Genomic DNA, 14,339 nt, shown 5'->3' with positions numbered 1-14,339 from the left:
CGATCACCCATTCTGAACATTGTCCAAAATAGCGGCCGTCTGGTAGAACGTGTTCTATACAACGGGAGGAGGACCCGGTGGACGCGCTGCTCAGCGGGCAGGTGTGGGCGGACTTCTGCCGGGCCCTTGAACGGGCCGGCGAGGTCGTGTTGCGCGAAACGGCCCCGGCGACGCCGCTGGACCGCGCCGAGGGGTACCGCTACCTGACCCGGCTGCTGCGCGAGATGCTCTACGCCACGGTGGAGAACGCCGACCCCGACTTCCCGCGGCTGCGCGGGCTGGACCTGGTGAAGATCGGCGCGGACAACCCGGACAACGTGTACCTCACGGCCACGGTCCGCGGTGACCGGACCTACCGGATCACCGGGCGGCGCGGCACGATCGCCTACTTCAGCATCGGCTCGAAGGCCAACCGGTACGCCACCGACGGCACCATGGCCTCCACCGGCGAGCTCACCGACGCCGACCTCGTCGTCGGGCCGGACGGCGCCGTGGAGATCATCGCCAGCGCGACCCCGCACGCCAAGAACTGGCTGCCGCTCGCCCCCGACTCCACCAGCCTCGTCGTCCGTCAGTCCTATTTGGACCGTACGAGCGAGGAGCCGGGCGAGTGGCGCATCGAGCGGGTGGGCGGCCCCGCCGCGCCCGGGCCGCTCGACCCGGAGTTCATGGTCAAGGCGCTGCGCCGGGCGGCCATGGCCGTGCACGGCACGGCCGCCACGTTCGCCGGGTGGACCGAGCTGTTCATGACCAGGCCCAACGAGCTGCCCGACTTCGGCCAGGAGATGTTCCAGCGGGCCGGCGGCGATCCGGAGATCTTCTACCTGCATGGCTACTGGACGCTGGATCCCGGGCAGGCCTGGGTGATCGAGACCGAGGTGCCGGACTGTCCTTACTGGAACTTCCAGCTGGACAACTGGTGGATGGAGTCGCTCGACCACGCCCACCGGATCAGCGTCAACAAGCACACCGCCGGGCGCAACGACGACGGCACGGTGACCATCGTCGTGGCCGAGCGGGATCCCGGCTGGGGCAACTGGATCGACACCGCCGGCCACACCAGCGGCACCGCCCTGCTGCGCTGGCTCGGCGCGACCACCCACCCGATCCCGAGCTGCCGGGTGGTGCCGTTGTGAACCTGCGCGTGGACGAGCTGCTGGACGCGGCGAAGACCAAGACCGGGCTGGCCGAGTTCGGCGACGAGTGGTTCGTCGAACCGCTTCGACACCTGGTGCACGCCCTCGACACCGAGGCCCGCCTGTCCCCCACCGGGCTGGAGCTGACCCGCCGCCGGCTCGTCGCGCTGCTCGCCGACCGGCTGCGGCTGCGCGCGCTGCAGCGGGCGCACCCGCAGATCCGCGACCTCGACGTCCGCGTGGCGGCGGAGATCTGCGGCCTGCCGCGCACCGGTTCGACCCTGCTGCACCGGCTGCTCGCCGCGTCCCCGCAGCTGACCTCGACGCTGTCCTGGGAGACCTCGTACCCGATCCCGTTCCCCGGCGAGGGTCCGGACGCGGCCGAGCGCAAGCACCGCGCGCGGGAGCGGGCGCGGCTGTTCCTCGAGCTGTCCCCCGGGTTCGGCGACATCCACACGATCTCCTGGGACGACGCCGAGGAGGACGTCATCCTGGTCGACCGCTCGTTCCTGTCGATGAGCTTCGAGTCGTTCTACCGGGTGCCCTCGTACGGCGCGTACCTGCGCGCGGCCGACCAGACCCCGGCCTACCGCGAGCTGCGCGAGTGGCTGCAGGTGCTGCGGTGGCAGGACCCGTCCCGCGCCGGGAGGCGCTGGGTGCTCAAGTCGCCGCACCACCTGACCGCGGCCGGCACGGTGCTGGACACCTTCGCCGGGTGCAGGATCGTGATGACGCACCGGTCGCCGGTGCGCGCGGTGCCGTCGTACGCCTCCATGGTCGCCTCGATGTCCGCCCAGTACAGCGAGCACGTGGATCCGGTCGCGATCGGACGGTACTGGAGCGTGCGGTTCGCCGAGACGTTGCGCGCCTTCGACTCGGTGCGGCGGCAGCGCCCGGACCGGTTCGTGGACGTGCGGTTCGACGCGATGCTGCACGACCCGCCGGCCCAGGCGCTGAAGGTGCTCTGCGCGCTCGGGCTGGTCCCCGGCGGCGCCGACGAGCTGGCGTTCCAGCGGTACCTGGTGCGCAACCGGGCCGAGCGGCACGGCACGCACTCCTATGCACCGGAGGACTTCGGGTTGTCCGCCGCGCAGCTGGAGCGGGATTTCTCCTTCTACATCAAGGATTACCTGTGATCCTTTCGGACGAGGTCGTGATCATCGCCGGGGTAGGGCCGGGCCTGGGCGCCCGGCTGGCCGTCCGGGCCGCGGCCGAGGGCGCGAAGGTGGTCATGGCGGCGCGCTCCACCGGCGTGCTGGAGCGGGTGGAGAACGACATCGCTGCCGCGGGCGGACAAGCCGTCGGCGTGGTGTGCGACGTGCGCCGGGCCGAGGACGTCGCGGGCGTGGTCCGGACCGCGGTCGACCGGTTCGGCACGATCACCGGCCTGGTCAACTCCGCCTACTCGCACCCGGGCTTCTTCGACCTGCTGGAGACCCCCGACAAGGGGCTGCGCCGCTCGCTGGAGATCATCCTGCACGGGACGCTGGCGATGATCAGGGAAGTCGTGCCGCACATGCGGTCCGGCGGGCGCGGGTCGATCGTCAACGTGGGCACCATGGCCGCGCGCAAGCCCAAGCGCGGCGAGGGCGGCTACGCGGTGGCGAAGGCGGCGATGTCGTGTGCCAGCCGGTACTTGGCGCTGGAGCTGGGCGAGCACGGAATCCGGGTCAACCAGGCCGTGCTCGGCTGGCTGGACGGGCCCGGCGTGCGGTTCTACCTACGCATGACCGCCGAGCAGCGCGGCGTGACCGAGCGCGACGTGTACGACGAGATCGCCGCGCGCAACCCGCTCGGCCGCATCCCGACCGACGAGGCCTGCGCGGGCGCGATCCTGTTCCTGCTGTCCCGCCTGGCATCCGAGGTGACCGGCGCGGTGCTGGACGTCAACGGAGGGGAGTTCATGCCGACATGACCGAGATCGTCATCTCCTCCGTCCCGGTGGAGATCTCCGCACCGGCCGCGTTCGTGTGGGACGTGCTGGTCGACTATCCGAACTATCCACAGTGGAATCCGTACACCGTCGCGGTACACACCACGCTGGCCGTCGGCGACCCGGTGGACCTCACGCTGCCCAACCCGGACGGTTCCGCGGGCACGTTCGTCAACCGCGAGTACATCCGGATCGTCGACCCGCCGCACCACCTGCGCTACGACACCGGTGACGAGCTGCCCGGCATCTTCGCCGTGCGCGACCAGTGGATCGAACCGCTCGGGCCGGACCGGTGCCGCTACCGCACGACGGACACGTTGTCCGGCAAGCACGCCCGGCTCGTGTACGACACGAACGGAGCCTGGATCAAGGCCGGCTTCGACGCCGTCGCCAACGCCCTCAAGGCCCGCGCGGAGCTGCTCAGACCCGCCCGATGAGCGTGCCGGCCACCGTGTCGATCAGCTCGTCCATGGCGGTGCCGTCCATCGTGTGCGGTTGGAACACCAGCCGGTGCACCCCGGCCTCGGCGTAGCGGCGCGCGGTGGCGACGTCCACCAGGTCCGGCGGGGTGATCGTGATCTCCAGCTCGCCCAGCTCGGCCGGCCGGTCGTAGCGCTGCTGGGCGGCGCGCAGCTCGGCCACCGCGGCCGCGGCCGCTTCGACGTCGAGATCCCAGCCGTACCAACCGTTTCCGCTGCGCACGGCGCGGCGGTAGGCGGCCGGCACGTGCCCGCCGACGATGATCGGCGGGTGCGGCCGCTGCACCGGGCGCGGTCGCTGGAGCACGCCGTCGAACGAGACGAACGTCCCGTCGAACGACGGCACCGGCTCGTCCCACAGCGCCCGCATCGCGGCCAGGTACTCGTCGGTGCGGGCGGCCCGCTCCGCCGGCGACACGCCCATCGCCCGCAGCTCCGGCTCGATCCAGCCGACGCCGACGCCGACGGTCAGCCGCCCGCCGGACAGGAAGTCGATCGACGACAGCTGCTTGGCCAGCAGCACCGGCTGGCGCTGCGGCAGCACGATGACGCCGAAACCGAGCCGGATCCGGGTGGTCAGCGCGGCCAGGTGGGCCACGGCGACGACGGCCTCGAGCCGGGGCTGGTCGGGCGGATCACCCCCGACCGGCATCGCGATGTGGTCGCCGACCCACAGCGCCTCGAACCCGGCTTCCTCGGCCGCCCTTGCCCGACGCGCCAGCGTCTCCGGTTCGGCGCTGCTGCCCCGGTGCAGCCCGTACAGCGCCAGCTTCAGTCCGTCCGCCACCCGGCCATTCAACATCAATTCGGTACGGCGAGCACCCCCATATCCCGCAGCCGGCCGATGACCGCGGCCGCGGCCTCGTCCGGGGTGAGCACGGTCGTGTCGATGCGCAGCTCCGGGCTCTCCGGCCGCTCGTAGGGCGAGTCGATCCCGGTGAAGTGGGGCAGCTCGCCGCGCCGGGCCTTGGCGTAGAGGCCCTTGACGTCCCGCCGCTCGGCCACCTCGAGCGGAGTGTCCACATGCACCTCGCAGAACTCCCCGTCCGCGACGATGCTTCTGGCCAGCGCCCGCTCGGCGGCGAACGGGGAGATGAACGCCACCAGCACGATCAGCCCGGCCTGCACCATGAGCCCGGCCACCTCGGCCACCCGCCGGACGTTCTCCACCCGGTCGGCGTCGGTGAAGCCGAGGTCCCGGTTGAGCCCGTGCCGCACGTTGTCGCCGTCGAGGATGAACGTGTGCCGGCCGTCGCGGTGCAGCTCCTGCTCGACCAGGTTGGCGATCGTGGACTTGCCGGCCCCGGACAGCCCGGTGAACCACACGACGCAGCCGCGGTGTCCGTTGAGCGCGGCCCGCATGCGCTTGTCGACGGTCAGCGCCTGCCAGCGGACGTTGGTCGAGCGGGGCTTGGCGGTGTCGAGCAGCCCGGCGCCGACCGTGGCGTTGGTCAGCCGGTCGATCACCAGGAACCCGCCGAGGTCCCGGTTCACCCGGTACGGCTCGAACGCGACCGGGGCGTCGAACCCGACGGTGGCGAGGCCGATCTCGTTGAGCCGCAACGCCCGGTTCACGGTGACGCCGACCGTCCGCGCGCCGATCTTGGCCAGGTAGGACCGGCCGGGCAGCAGATCCCGCTCGCTCATCCAGATGACGTGCGCCTCGAACTCCTCGGCCACCGCGGGCGGATCCGCGGCGGCTGCCAGGATGGCACCGCGCGCGACGTCGAGCTCGTCGGCCAGCACGACGGTCACCGACTGGCCGGCGACGGCCTCGGCCAGGTCGCCGTCGAACGTGACGATCCGGGCGACCCGGCTCTCCTGGCCGCCGGGCAGCACCCGGACCGGATCGCCCGGCCGCACCACACCACCGAGGATCCGCCCGGAGAACCCGCGAAACTCGGGGCCCGGCCGGTTGACCCACTGCACGACCATCCGGAACGGACCGGCCGCGCGGCGGTCGTCCACCTCGGCCGACTCCAGCCAGCCGAGCAGCGACGGCCCGTCGTACCACGGGGTCCGCTCGCTTCGGGTGACCACATTGGACCCGTCGAGCGCCGACACCGGGATGCACGCAAGGTCGTCGAGGCCGAGCGTGGCGGCGAACCCCCGGTACTCCGCCGCGATGTCGTCGAACACCCGCCGGGAGTAGCCGACCAGGTCGAGCTTGTTCACCGCCAGTGCGACCGCGCGGATGCCGAGCAGCGACACCAGCCGGCTGTGCCGGCGGGTCTGGCGCAGCACTCCCTTGCGGGCGTCGACGAGGATCACCGCGGCGTCCGCTGTGGACGCTCCGGTGACCATGTTCCTGGTGTACTGCTCGTGGCCCGGGGTGTCGGCCACCACGAACTTCCGGGCGGCGGTGGCGAAGAAGCGGTAGGCGACGTCGATCGTGATGCCCTGCTCCCGCTCGGCGGCCAGGCCGTCCACCAGCAGCGCGAAGTCCAGGCCGCCGACCCGCCGGGAATCCCGCTCCAGCGCGGCGAGCTGGTCGGAGTACAGCTGCCGGGACTCGTAGAGCAACCGGCCGATCAGCGTGCTCTTGCCGTCATCGACGCTGCCGCAGGTGATGAAGCGCAACAGGCCGCAGTTCTTACGCGGCTCCGCGCGCGCCGCAATCGCTCCGGCAGGGCGGTTGGCACTCGGTCTCGCCTCGCTGCCGGCGGGTGCCCTGCCCCCGCGATCGCGGGCCTCCGGCCGAAGCGCGCCCGGTGGTCGCCTTGGTTGCCGCGACGTCATCGTGACACCTTCCCGGCCATCAGAAGTAGCCCTCCTGCTTCTTGCGCTCCATCGAGCCGGACTGGTCGTGGTCGATCACCCGGCCCTGCCGCTCCGAGGTGGTCGCGGCCAGCATCTCGTCGATGATCTCCGGCACGGTCGCCGCCGTGCTGCGGATGGCGCCGGTGAGCGGGTAGCAGCCCAGCGTGCGGAACCGGACCGGCAACCGTTGCGGCCGCTCGCCGGGCCGCAGCCGCATACGCTCGTCGTCGACCATGATCAGGGCGCCGTCGCGCTCCACCACCGGGCGCTCCGCGGCGAAGTACAGCGGCACCACCGGGATCGCCTCGCGGTGGATGTACCGCCACACGTCCAGCTCGGTCCAGTTGGACAGCGGGAACACCCGGATGCTCTCCCCCGGCCCGATCCGGGTGTTGTACAGCCGCCACAGCTCGGGCCGCTGGTTGCGCGGATCCCAGCGGTGCTGCGCGGTGCGGAACGAGAACACCCGCTCCTTGGCCCTTGACCGCTCCTCGTCGCGCCGGGCGCCGCCGATCGCGACGTCGAAGCGGTGCTTGTCGAGCGCCTGGCGCAGGCCCTGGGTCTTCCACATGTCGGTGTGCCGGGCCGAACCGTGGTCGAACGGGTTGATGCCAAGCGCAAGGCATTCCGGGTTGCGGTGCACGATCAGCTCCAGCCCGAGCCGCGCCGCCGTGGCGTCCCGGAACGCGATCATCTCCCGGAACTTCCACGTGGTGTCCACATGCAACAGTGGAAACGGCGGCGGCGACGGGTGGAACGCCTTGCGGGCCAGGTGGAGCAGCACCGAGCTGTCCTTGCCGATGGAGTACAGCAGCACCGGGCGCTCGCTTTCGGCGACCGCCTCGCGCAGGATGTCGATGCTCTCCGCCTCCAGCAGGTCGAGATGCGTGAGCGTCGCCATGAAGGAACCATAACGGTAAATTGGACAACGTTCAATATGTTCTGAACGTTGTTCAGTATGCGGTAGGGTGACGCCGTGGAGACGACGACCGCGTGGGGCGACGCCGACGGGCGGCGAAGGGACATCCTGCGCTCGGCCGAGAAGCTGCTCACCGACGCGGGCTACGCCGGGCTGACCATGCGGGCCATCGCCGAGGGCGCCGGGGTCAGCTCGGGCACCGTGTACCAGTACTTCGGCGGCAAGGAGGACGTGTTCGTCGCGCTCATGGCCGCCCGGCTCGAGGCCCTGGCCAGCACGCTCGACGAGCTGGACCGCGGCCTGGGGATCCCGGGACTGCTCAGCTCGGTGCTGCCGCAGGTGACCGAGCTGTGGCGGCTGTTCGGCCGGTCCGCGCAGCAGTGGCAGTCCAAGGTGCTCGCCGGCGGGCGGCGGGGCAAGCGCGCGGTCACCTCGACCACGGTGTTCCGCCGCACCCTGCGCGCGCTGGACCGGGCGGTGCGCGAGACCGCGGCCGCCGCCGGGACGTCGGTCATCGAGGATCCCGCGCTCCCCCACTGGGTCTGGGACGCGCTGATCGGTGTGGCCGACGACCTGCTGCACGGCGCGTCCACGCAGACCCGGGTGTCGCCCGAGCGGCTCGTCGAGTTCGCCACGACCGCGATCGAGCGCAGCATCCTGATGCGCCCCTAGGTATTGCACGGGTCTTTAGGCCCTATCGGGCTTGCCCGTCCGGCCCTGGGACGGGCCCGGAGGATGCGACACGATCGAGATCACGGTGGAGGTCGGCGCCGACGCGCTCGGCGCCCGGCCTCTGAAATAACTGGGGCACATCTGACGGATCACATCGCCTCGTGCCTGCCAACGGAACCTCAGGGGACCGTGACGGCACCCAGCCACAATCAACCCGCCAACCGCACCATCGGCTGGAACGCAACAACAGCGGTTAATCCCGGAGAGGCGGAACGGTCAAAGGCACGCGCCAGGTGAGGCGGGTGCCGCCGGACGATCCCGTGGTGATCGTGGCGGTGCCGCCGCACTGCTCTGCCCGGCGCTCGATGCCGAGCAGACCGCTGCGCGCGACGCCGTCCGGCATGCCGATGCCGTTGTCCGCCACGTCGATGATCAGGTGATCGGTCGCCTCGACGGTGACGATGATCTCGGTGGCCCGCGCGTGCCGCACGGAGTTGCTGACCGCCTCGCGGAGCACGGCCACGGCGTGTCCGCCGACCGCGTCGCCGACCAGCGTGTCGACCGCGCCGGAGATCCGCACCGACGGCGACACCGCGACGTCGGCGGACAGCTCCGCGACCGTGTCCAGGAGCCTTCTCCGCAGGCTCAGCGCGCGGTCCTCCTCGCGGGTGTGCAGGTCGAAGATCGAGGTGCGGATCTCCCGCACGGTCTCGTCGAGCTGCTCCACCGCGCGGGTGACCCGGCGCCGGGCCTCCGGGTCGGTGATCCGGCGCACGCCGCCCTGCAGGCTCATCCCGGTCGCGAAGAGCCGTTGAATCACGTGATCGTGCAGGTCACCGGCGATCCGGTCCCGATCGGCGAGCAGGTCGAGCTGGCGCTGGGTGCGCTGCTTGTCGGCCAGCTCCATGGCCAGCGCGGTCTGGTCGGCGAACGAGGCCAGCACCGGCACCTGCTCCTGCGCGAACTGCGCGCCGCCCTTGTGCCGCATGGCCAGCACCACGCCGCTGACCAGATGCGCCGCGCCGAGCGGCACGGCCAGCGCCGGCCCGTAAACCCCGCTCGCCACACCGAATCCGTCGGGCATCACGTGCGAAAGGTCCGGGATGAGCGTCGGCGTGCCGGTGGCGATCACCTCCGCGATCGCCGGCTCCGACGCGCCGATGACCGAGCCGATCAGGTCCTCGCCGCGATCGCCGGCCGCGACCCGCACCACGAGTTGATCGGGCATGCCCCGGTCGACCAGGAGAATGACCGCACTGTCCGATGTAGACAGCTCGCGGACCCGCTCGACGATCAGCCGCATGGCCTCGTCGCCGGTCGCGCCGCCCAGCAGCAGGGCGTTGACCTCACCGGACGCCTGCTGCCAGCGCTCCCGCAGCCGCGACTCCTCGAACAGCCGGGCGTTCTCCACCGCCACTCCGGCGGCCGCGGCCAGGGCCTGCAGAACGACCTCGTCGTCGGCGGTGAACTCGGCCTCGGCCCGCTTCTCGGTCAGGTAGAGGTTGCCGAACACCTCGTCGCGCACCCGAACCGGCGCCCCGAGGAAGCTGCGCATCGGCGGGTGGTTGGGCGGAAAACCGACGCTCGCCGGGTGCGTGGCAAGGTCGGGCAGCCGGATCGGCTCCGGATGCTCGATCAGCAGCCCCAGCAGGCCCTTTCCCTGCGGAAGATGTCCCATCCTGGACCGGGTCTCGGCGTCGATGCCGACGTAGACGAACTTCGCAAGGCCCCCGTCCTCGCTCAGCACGCCGAGCGCGCCGTACCGGGCGTCGACGAGCTGAACGGCGGTCTGGATGATCCGCTGCAGGGTCCCCTCGAGCTCCAGCCCCGCGCCGACGGCCAGCACGGCGTCCAGCAGGCCCTGGAGCCGGTCCCTGGTCTTGACGATCTCGGCGAGCCGATCCTGAACCTCGCCGAGCAGCTCATCGAGCCGCAGGCCGGCCAGGGTCAGGCCGGCTCGTTTGGACCTGATGGTTGGTGGCAGTTCCTCCGGCATCCCAACCTCGTCGCCCGTCAACGCGGTCCTTCCGCGGTTTCCAGCTTCGCATGGGGTGGTGGGCACGACAAAGAGCACTTCTACCCCAGTGGTATCGCCCCGTCACCAGCGCCGGCTCCACTGCGGCTCCACCCGCGCCCACTCCCGTGTCCAGGTCGCGCGCCGCCACCGGTTCACGGCGAGAACCCCGAGGATGCAAACGACTGCACACAGCGCCGCCCCGGTCAACCACACCAGCAGCGCCACCACGAAGCCCGCCATGGCCGCGCCCGCGACCGTGGCCGGCCGGTCCGTCGGGTTTCCGGTCTCATCCAGCCAGATCGGCACCTCGGCGCCGGCCCGAAGCCCGGCGTCGGCGCGAACCTCCCCGGTCCGGATCACCCCGCCGGCCGTCCATCGCGCGGGCACCACCGCGGTATGGGTCAACCCGCTGCCCGGCCGCGCCTGCGGCGCGTCCCGGACGAGGGTCGCGACGGTGGCGTGCCGCTGCTGGGCCTGGGCCTGCGCCACGCTCGCCCTTGCGGCGTAGGCGTCGGAGGCCGCGGTCAACGCGACCGGGACCAATGCCAGCGCGACGATCAGCACGCTCAGGACGAGTGCGCGCTCGACCCGGTCCGGTGGCCGGATGAATGCGCCCCGGGTCCACAATCGTTTGCAGCGTGCCAGCATGCTCATTCAGTTGCCCTTGCCATGGTGGAGTTCGTCCCTCACACCCTGGCGAGCGGACCGTGCGGAAGTCAGGGTCTTTGGTCCCTGGCGGGGACGGTGGTCGCTCGACTATTTCGAACGCCCATTCCGGAACAATCCCGATAAGGATCAAGATTCGGGGTTCTGGTCGATGACGGTCGGCTCGGCCGGCTCCTCGGGCGGCTCCCGGTGCTCGACTTCGATCGACCACTCCTTGGCCAGCGCGGCGATCGCGGCGACAGCGGTGACAACCGGCGCGGCGACCGCGGCGATCACACCGGCGGTGACCGGGATTTCCATGACGGTGTGCCCCTCGTCGTTCTTGATGACGAGCCGGCGCACGTTCCCCTCGTGAATGAGTTCCTTGACCTTGTCGATGAGTGCCTGCCCGCGGAGCCGGACGGTCCTGCGCGCGTCGGCGGGATCGGTGGTCATGTGGCGTCTCCTTCGTATGTCTTAAGTGGTCCCTAAAGGCACTCTGCCCAGCGGTTTAGCCCGATCGGGCGCGCTGGTTCCGGGTCCAAGGACTCTGGTAAGTATCCCCGGTGCAAGAGATCCTTGGACTGCCGTGGCAACCCCCGGTGGATCAGCCGGAGGTCGGACGAAGGCCGGGTCGCGCGCAGGGCTCCGCGACCGGTTCTCATTGTGCGGGAGCGGTCCGGCCTCCGGGCTGGTCAGTGGGCAATCGCCACGTCGACCCTCGCGCACCAGAGCCCAAAGTCCTTAGTGATCGGTGAGTTTGGCCCTGTTCGCTGCCCCGGTCGGGGGCGACGCTGGGAGGCGAGCGTAGGAGGTCGACGTGGACAGCGCGCCGCGCCGATTGGTGGAGCTGACGACGCACGAGTCGCTCCGCCTACTCGGGTGCGCCTCGTTCGGCCGGATCGTGTTCACCGCTCAGGCGCTGCCGGCAATTCGGCCGATCAACCACATCGTCGACGGGGACGCGGTCATCGTCCGCACGCACCTGGGGGCCGCCACCGGAGACGCGGTCGGGGTGGTGGTGGCGTACCAGGTCGACGAGATCGACCCGGTGACGCATGTCGGCTGGAGCGTGACACTCACCGGGATCGCGCGGCAGGTGCACGATCCGCGCGACGTTGCGCGGTACCAGGAATTGCTGCGCCCGTGGGTCAACGGGCAGCGCGACGAGATCATCCGGATCCAGCCTGAGCTGGTGACCGGCTACCGGCTGACCACGGACCAAGGTCCCGGGTAACCGGGACCCCGCGCCCTGCCGGGACTCGCGCGCGTGCACGATGCTGATCCCATGGGCGCACGTGATCGGGGTCGGCGGTGAGACCCCTGGACCCCCGGCTGCTGCGGCACGCCCGAACCGCGCGCGTGTTCGTGCTCGGCTGCGCGGCGCTGGGCGTGCTCACCGCCGCGCTCGTGCTGGCCCAGGCCGAGGTGCTGGCCACGGCCATCTCCGGCGCCTTCCTCGACGCCGCCGGACTGTCCACTCTGGCCGTTCCCATTGGACTGCTCGGCCTCGTCGTCCTGGCCCACGCCGCGGTCTCCTGGGTCTCGGAGACCGCGGCGCACCGAGCGTCGGCCGGCGTGCTGACCGAGTTGCGCGCCGCGGTGGTGGGGCACGCGCTGGCCGCCGGGCCGCGGCGCGACCCCGGCCGCTCCCCCGCCGAGCTGGCCACGCTGGCCACCAGGGGCGTGGACCGGTTGGACGGCTACTTCGCCCGCTACCTGCCACAGCTGCTGATCGCCGCGGTGGTGCCGGCCATGGTCGCCGCGCGGATCCTGCTCGCCGACTGGCTGGCCGCGGTGATCGTCGGGATCACCGTGCCGCTGATCCCGCTGTTCATGATCCTGATCGGCCTGTACACCCGGCACAGCGTCCGGCGCCAGTGGCGGACCATGTCGGTGCTGGGCAACCACTTCCTGGACCTGGTGGCCGGCCTCGCGGTGCTCACCGCGTACGGCCGCGCGCGGGCGCAGCGGCGGACGCTCGCCGAGATCACCAACCGGTACCGGGTCCGTACCATGCGGACGCTCCGGGTGGCGTTCCTTTCCGCACTGGTGCTGGAGCTGCTGGCCACCCTGTCGGTAGCGCTGATCGCCGTGTCCGTCGGCCTGCGCCTGGTCTCCGGTGGTCTGAACCTGCACACCGCCCTCGTTGTGCTGATCCTCGCGCCCGAGGTCTACCTGCCCCTGCGTGCGGTCGGCGCCCGCTTCCACGACAGCGCCGAAGGCGTGGCCGCCGCCGAAGAGATCCTGGCACTGCTCGACGAGCCGCTGCCTGACCGGGTGGACCGGCGGATCCCGGCGCCCGACCCGTCCCGGGTTGCGTTGCGGCTACAGGAGATCACGGTTCCTGGCCGGTCCGGCCCCGTGCTCGACGACGTCTCGCTGCGCATCCGACCAGGAACGGTCGTCGGCCTCACCGGCCCCAGCGGCGCGGGCAAGTCGACGCTGCTGGACCTGCTGCTCGGCTGGTACCGTCCGGCCGCCGGGCGGATCCTGGTCGGCGACGTCGACCTCGCCGACCTCGACCGGGCCGCCTGGCAGGCCCGGATCGCCTGGGTGCCGCAACATCCCCGGCTGCTCGCCGGCACGGTCGCCGACAACATCCGCCTCGGCAAACCCGACGCGAGCGAGGAGGAGGTCGCCGCCGCCGCATCCACCGCCGCCCTCGACATTCCACTCGGGACGGTCGTCGGCGAGCTCGGCGCCGGCCTGTCCACCGGCCAGCGGCGCCGGGTCGCCCTGGCCCGAGCCGTGCTCCTGGACCGCCCGCTGCTCCTGCTCGACGAGCCCACCGAGGGAGTCGACGCCGACACCGAAGCCCAGATTCTCGACCGCCTCCCGACCCTGCTCGCCGGCCGAACCGCGGTCATCATCACCCACCGGGAACGCGTGCTCGAGCTCTGCGACCAGGTGATCCACCTCCCCGGCCCCACTTGTCCACAAGCACCCGGTTATCCCCAGGCAAGATCCACATCCCCCGTTCCGTCACCCCCTCCCGGTACGATGGACCAGGGGTCGCCCCCCGGGAGCGGTGGGGGTTGGGTAGGGGTAGGACGCGCAAACGATCTTGAGCGCGGAGATGATCTCGGGCGCGCGGATGATCTTGGGCGGGTTGGTGATCTGGGGGATGCCGGCGATCTCGGGTGGGGAGCGGTGTGGGGGTGGCTGCGGGAAGCGGTGCGTCCATATTGGACTCGATTGGCGGTGGCCTGTGTCGCGGGGGCGGCGGCGCTGGGCAGCGGGGTGGCGCTGACGGCGACGTCGGCGTGGCTGATCTCGGCGGCGGCGCTGCATCCGCCGGTGCTCACGCTGATGGTGGCGATCGTGGCGGTGCGGACGTTCGGGCTCGCCAAGGGGGTGCTGCGGTATGCCGAGCGGCTGCTGTCGCACGATGTCGCGTTGCGGGCGCTTGCCGAGCTGCGGGTGCGGGTGTGGACCGCGCTGGTGCGGATCGGGCAGGCGGTGACCGGACGGATGCGGCGCGGGGACCTGCTCAACCGGCTGGTGTCCGATGTGGATACTCAGCAGGATGTGCTGGTGCGCGGGCTCGTTCCGGCCGTCTCGGCGGGAGTGGTCGGCGTGGGGACGGCGATCGGAATCGGTGTGCTGCTACCGGAGGCGGGGCTGGCCGTCGCAATGGGACTGGTCGGCGCCGGGGTGGTGGCGCCGGGGCTGTCCGTGGTCGCGGCGCGCACGGCCGAGCGGCGGACCGCGGTGCTGCGGGCCGAGGTCGCGGTGTGCGCCGTCGAGCTACTCGGCGCGGCGCCCGATCTGATCG

At 71.4% G+C, this 14,339-nt stretch carries 13 protein-coding genes; 7 read left to right on the top strand and 6 right to left on the bottom strand.

Features of this window, described 5'->3' with window-relative positions:
* Positions 1-77: 77 nt before the first annotated feature.
* From VGX25_RS00490 to VGX25_RS00475, 4 genes are read left to right on the top strand one after another with little or no spacing between them, the layout of a single operon-like run.
* Positions 78-1,136, top strand: coding sequence for a DUF1214 domain-containing protein (locus VGX25_RS00490; RefSeq protein WP_326915478.1), 1,059 nt, complete (start codon positions 78-80; stop codon positions 1,134-1,136).
* Positions 1,133-2,272 carry a sulfotransferase gene (locus VGX25_RS00485; protein ID WP_326915477.1) on the top strand — a complete coding sequence of 380 codons (1,140 nt, stop codon included), beginning with the start codon at positions 1,133-1,135 and terminating at the stop codon, positions 2,270-2,272. The genes VGX25_RS00490 and VGX25_RS00485 overlap by 4 nt, the downstream gene beginning before the upstream one ends.
* Complete coding sequence (locus VGX25_RS00480) at positions 2,269-3,051, top strand: SDR family oxidoreductase (RefSeq protein WP_326915476.1); 783 nt, start codon at positions 2,269-2,271, stop codon at positions 3,049-3,051. The genes VGX25_RS00485 and VGX25_RS00480 overlap by 4 nt, the downstream gene beginning before the upstream one ends.
* Positions 3,048-3,506, top strand: a complete 459-nt coding sequence (locus VGX25_RS00475; protein ID WP_326915475.1) for an SRPBCC domain-containing protein — start codon at positions 3,048-3,050, stop codon at positions 3,504-3,506. Before VGX25_RS00480 ends, VGX25_RS00475 begins: the two co-directional genes overlap by 4 nt.
* On the opposite strand, the gene VGX25_RS00470 is transcribed toward VGX25_RS00475, so the two are convergent.
* The 3 genes from VGX25_RS00470 to cysD all read right to left on the bottom strand — a co-directional run bounded on the left by VGX25_RS00470 (position 3,490) and on the right by cysD (position 7,209).
* Entirely contained in the window at positions 3,490-4,335 is an 846-nt protein-coding gene (locus VGX25_RS00470) for a TIGR03619 family F420-dependent LLM class oxidoreductase (RefSeq protein WP_326915474.1), read from the bottom strand. The genes VGX25_RS00475 and VGX25_RS00470 overlap by 17 nt on opposite strands.
* Positions 4,336-4,349: 14 nt before the next feature.
* Positions 4,350-6,167 (bottom strand): adenylyl-sulfate kinase, encoded by a 1,818-nt coding sequence (gene cysC / locus VGX25_RS00465; protein ID WP_326915497.1) that lies wholly within the window; start codon positions 6,165-6,167, stop codon positions 4,350-4,352.
* A gap of 139 nt (positions 6,168-6,306) precedes the next feature.
* Positions 6,307-7,209, bottom strand: a complete 903-nt coding sequence (cysD, locus tag VGX25_RS00460) for a sulfate adenylyltransferase subunit CysD (RefSeq protein ID WP_326915473.1) — start codon at positions 7,207-7,209, stop codon at positions 6,307-6,309.
* 75 nt (positions 7,210-7,284) lie between these two features.
* Here cysD and VGX25_RS00455 point away from each other — a divergent pair, with 75 nt between their 5' ends.
* Positions 7,285-7,899: a helix-turn-helix domain-containing protein gene (locus VGX25_RS00455; protein ID WP_326915472.1), complete on the top strand. Its 615-nt coding sequence runs from the start codon at positions 7,285-7,287 to the stop codon at positions 7,897-7,899.
* A 253-nt stretch (positions 7,900-8,152) separates the two neighbouring features.
* On the opposite strand, the gene VGX25_RS00450 is transcribed toward VGX25_RS00455, so the two are convergent.
* The 3 genes from VGX25_RS00450 to VGX25_RS00440 all read right to left on the bottom strand — a co-directional run bounded on the left by VGX25_RS00450 (position 8,153) and on the right by VGX25_RS00440 (position 11,017).
* Positions 8,153-9,895, bottom strand: a complete 1,743-nt coding sequence (locus VGX25_RS00450; RefSeq protein ID WP_326915471.1) for a GAF domain-containing protein — start codon at positions 9,893-9,895, stop codon at positions 8,153-8,155.
* A gap of 102 nt (positions 9,896-9,997) precedes the next feature.
* Complete coding sequence (locus tag VGX25_RS00445; RefSeq protein ID WP_326915470.1) at positions 9,998-10,570, bottom strand: hypothetical protein; 573 nt, start codon at positions 10,568-10,570, stop codon at positions 9,998-10,000.
* A 141-nt stretch (positions 10,571-10,711) separates the two neighbouring features.
* Entirely contained in the window at positions 10,712-11,017 is a 306-nt protein-coding gene (locus VGX25_RS00440) for a DUF4342 domain-containing protein (protein WP_326915469.1), read from the bottom strand.
* Positions 11,018-11,381: 364 nt separating this feature from the next.
* Between VGX25_RS00440 and VGX25_RS00435 the strand changes: the two genes are divergently transcribed.
* Both VGX25_RS00435 and cydD read left to right on the top strand, forming a co-directional pair.
* On the top strand, positions 11,382-11,798 hold the full coding sequence (locus VGX25_RS00435) for a pyridoxamine 5'-phosphate oxidase family protein (protein ID WP_326915468.1): 417 nt from the start codon (positions 11,382-11,384) through the stop codon (positions 11,796-11,798).
* Between the two features lie 77 nt (positions 11,799-11,875).
* Positions 11,876-14,339: thiol reductant ABC exporter subunit CydD (gene cydD / locus VGX25_RS00430; protein WP_326915467.1), on the top strand; the 2,464-nt coding region annotated here is incomplete at its 3' end.

Origin of the sequence: Actinophytocola sp., assembly GCF_035942955.1 — a bacterium.
Taxonomy (GTDB): domain Bacteria; phylum Actinomycetota; class Actinomycetes; order Mycobacteriales; family Pseudonocardiaceae; genus DASYTH01.
The sequence above is the reverse complement of the archived record's forward strand: the minus strand, read 5'-3'. Positions and strand labels throughout refer to the sequence as shown.

Bases quoted from the DNA above. Each gene is read 5' to 3' on its own strand.
- VGX25_RS00475 (WP_326915475.1), top strand. From the start codon at position 3,048: ATGACCGAGATCGTCATCTCCTCCGTCCCGGTGGAGATCTCCGCACCG.
- cysD (WP_326915473.1), bottom strand. From the start codon at position 7,209: ATGGCGACGCTCACGCATCTCGACCTGCTGGAGGCGGAGAGCATCGAC.
- VGX25_RS00450 (WP_326915471.1), bottom strand. From the start codon at position 9,895: ATGCCGGAGGAACTGCCACCAACCATCAGGTCCAAACGAGCCGGCCTG.
- VGX25_RS00445 (WP_326915470.1), bottom strand. From the start codon at position 10,570: ATGAGCATGCTGGCACGCTGCAAACGATTGTGGACCCGGGGCGCATTC.
- VGX25_RS00440 (WP_326915469.1), bottom strand. From the start codon at position 11,017: ATGACCACCGATCCCGCCGACGCGCGCAGGACCGTCCGGCTCCGCGGG.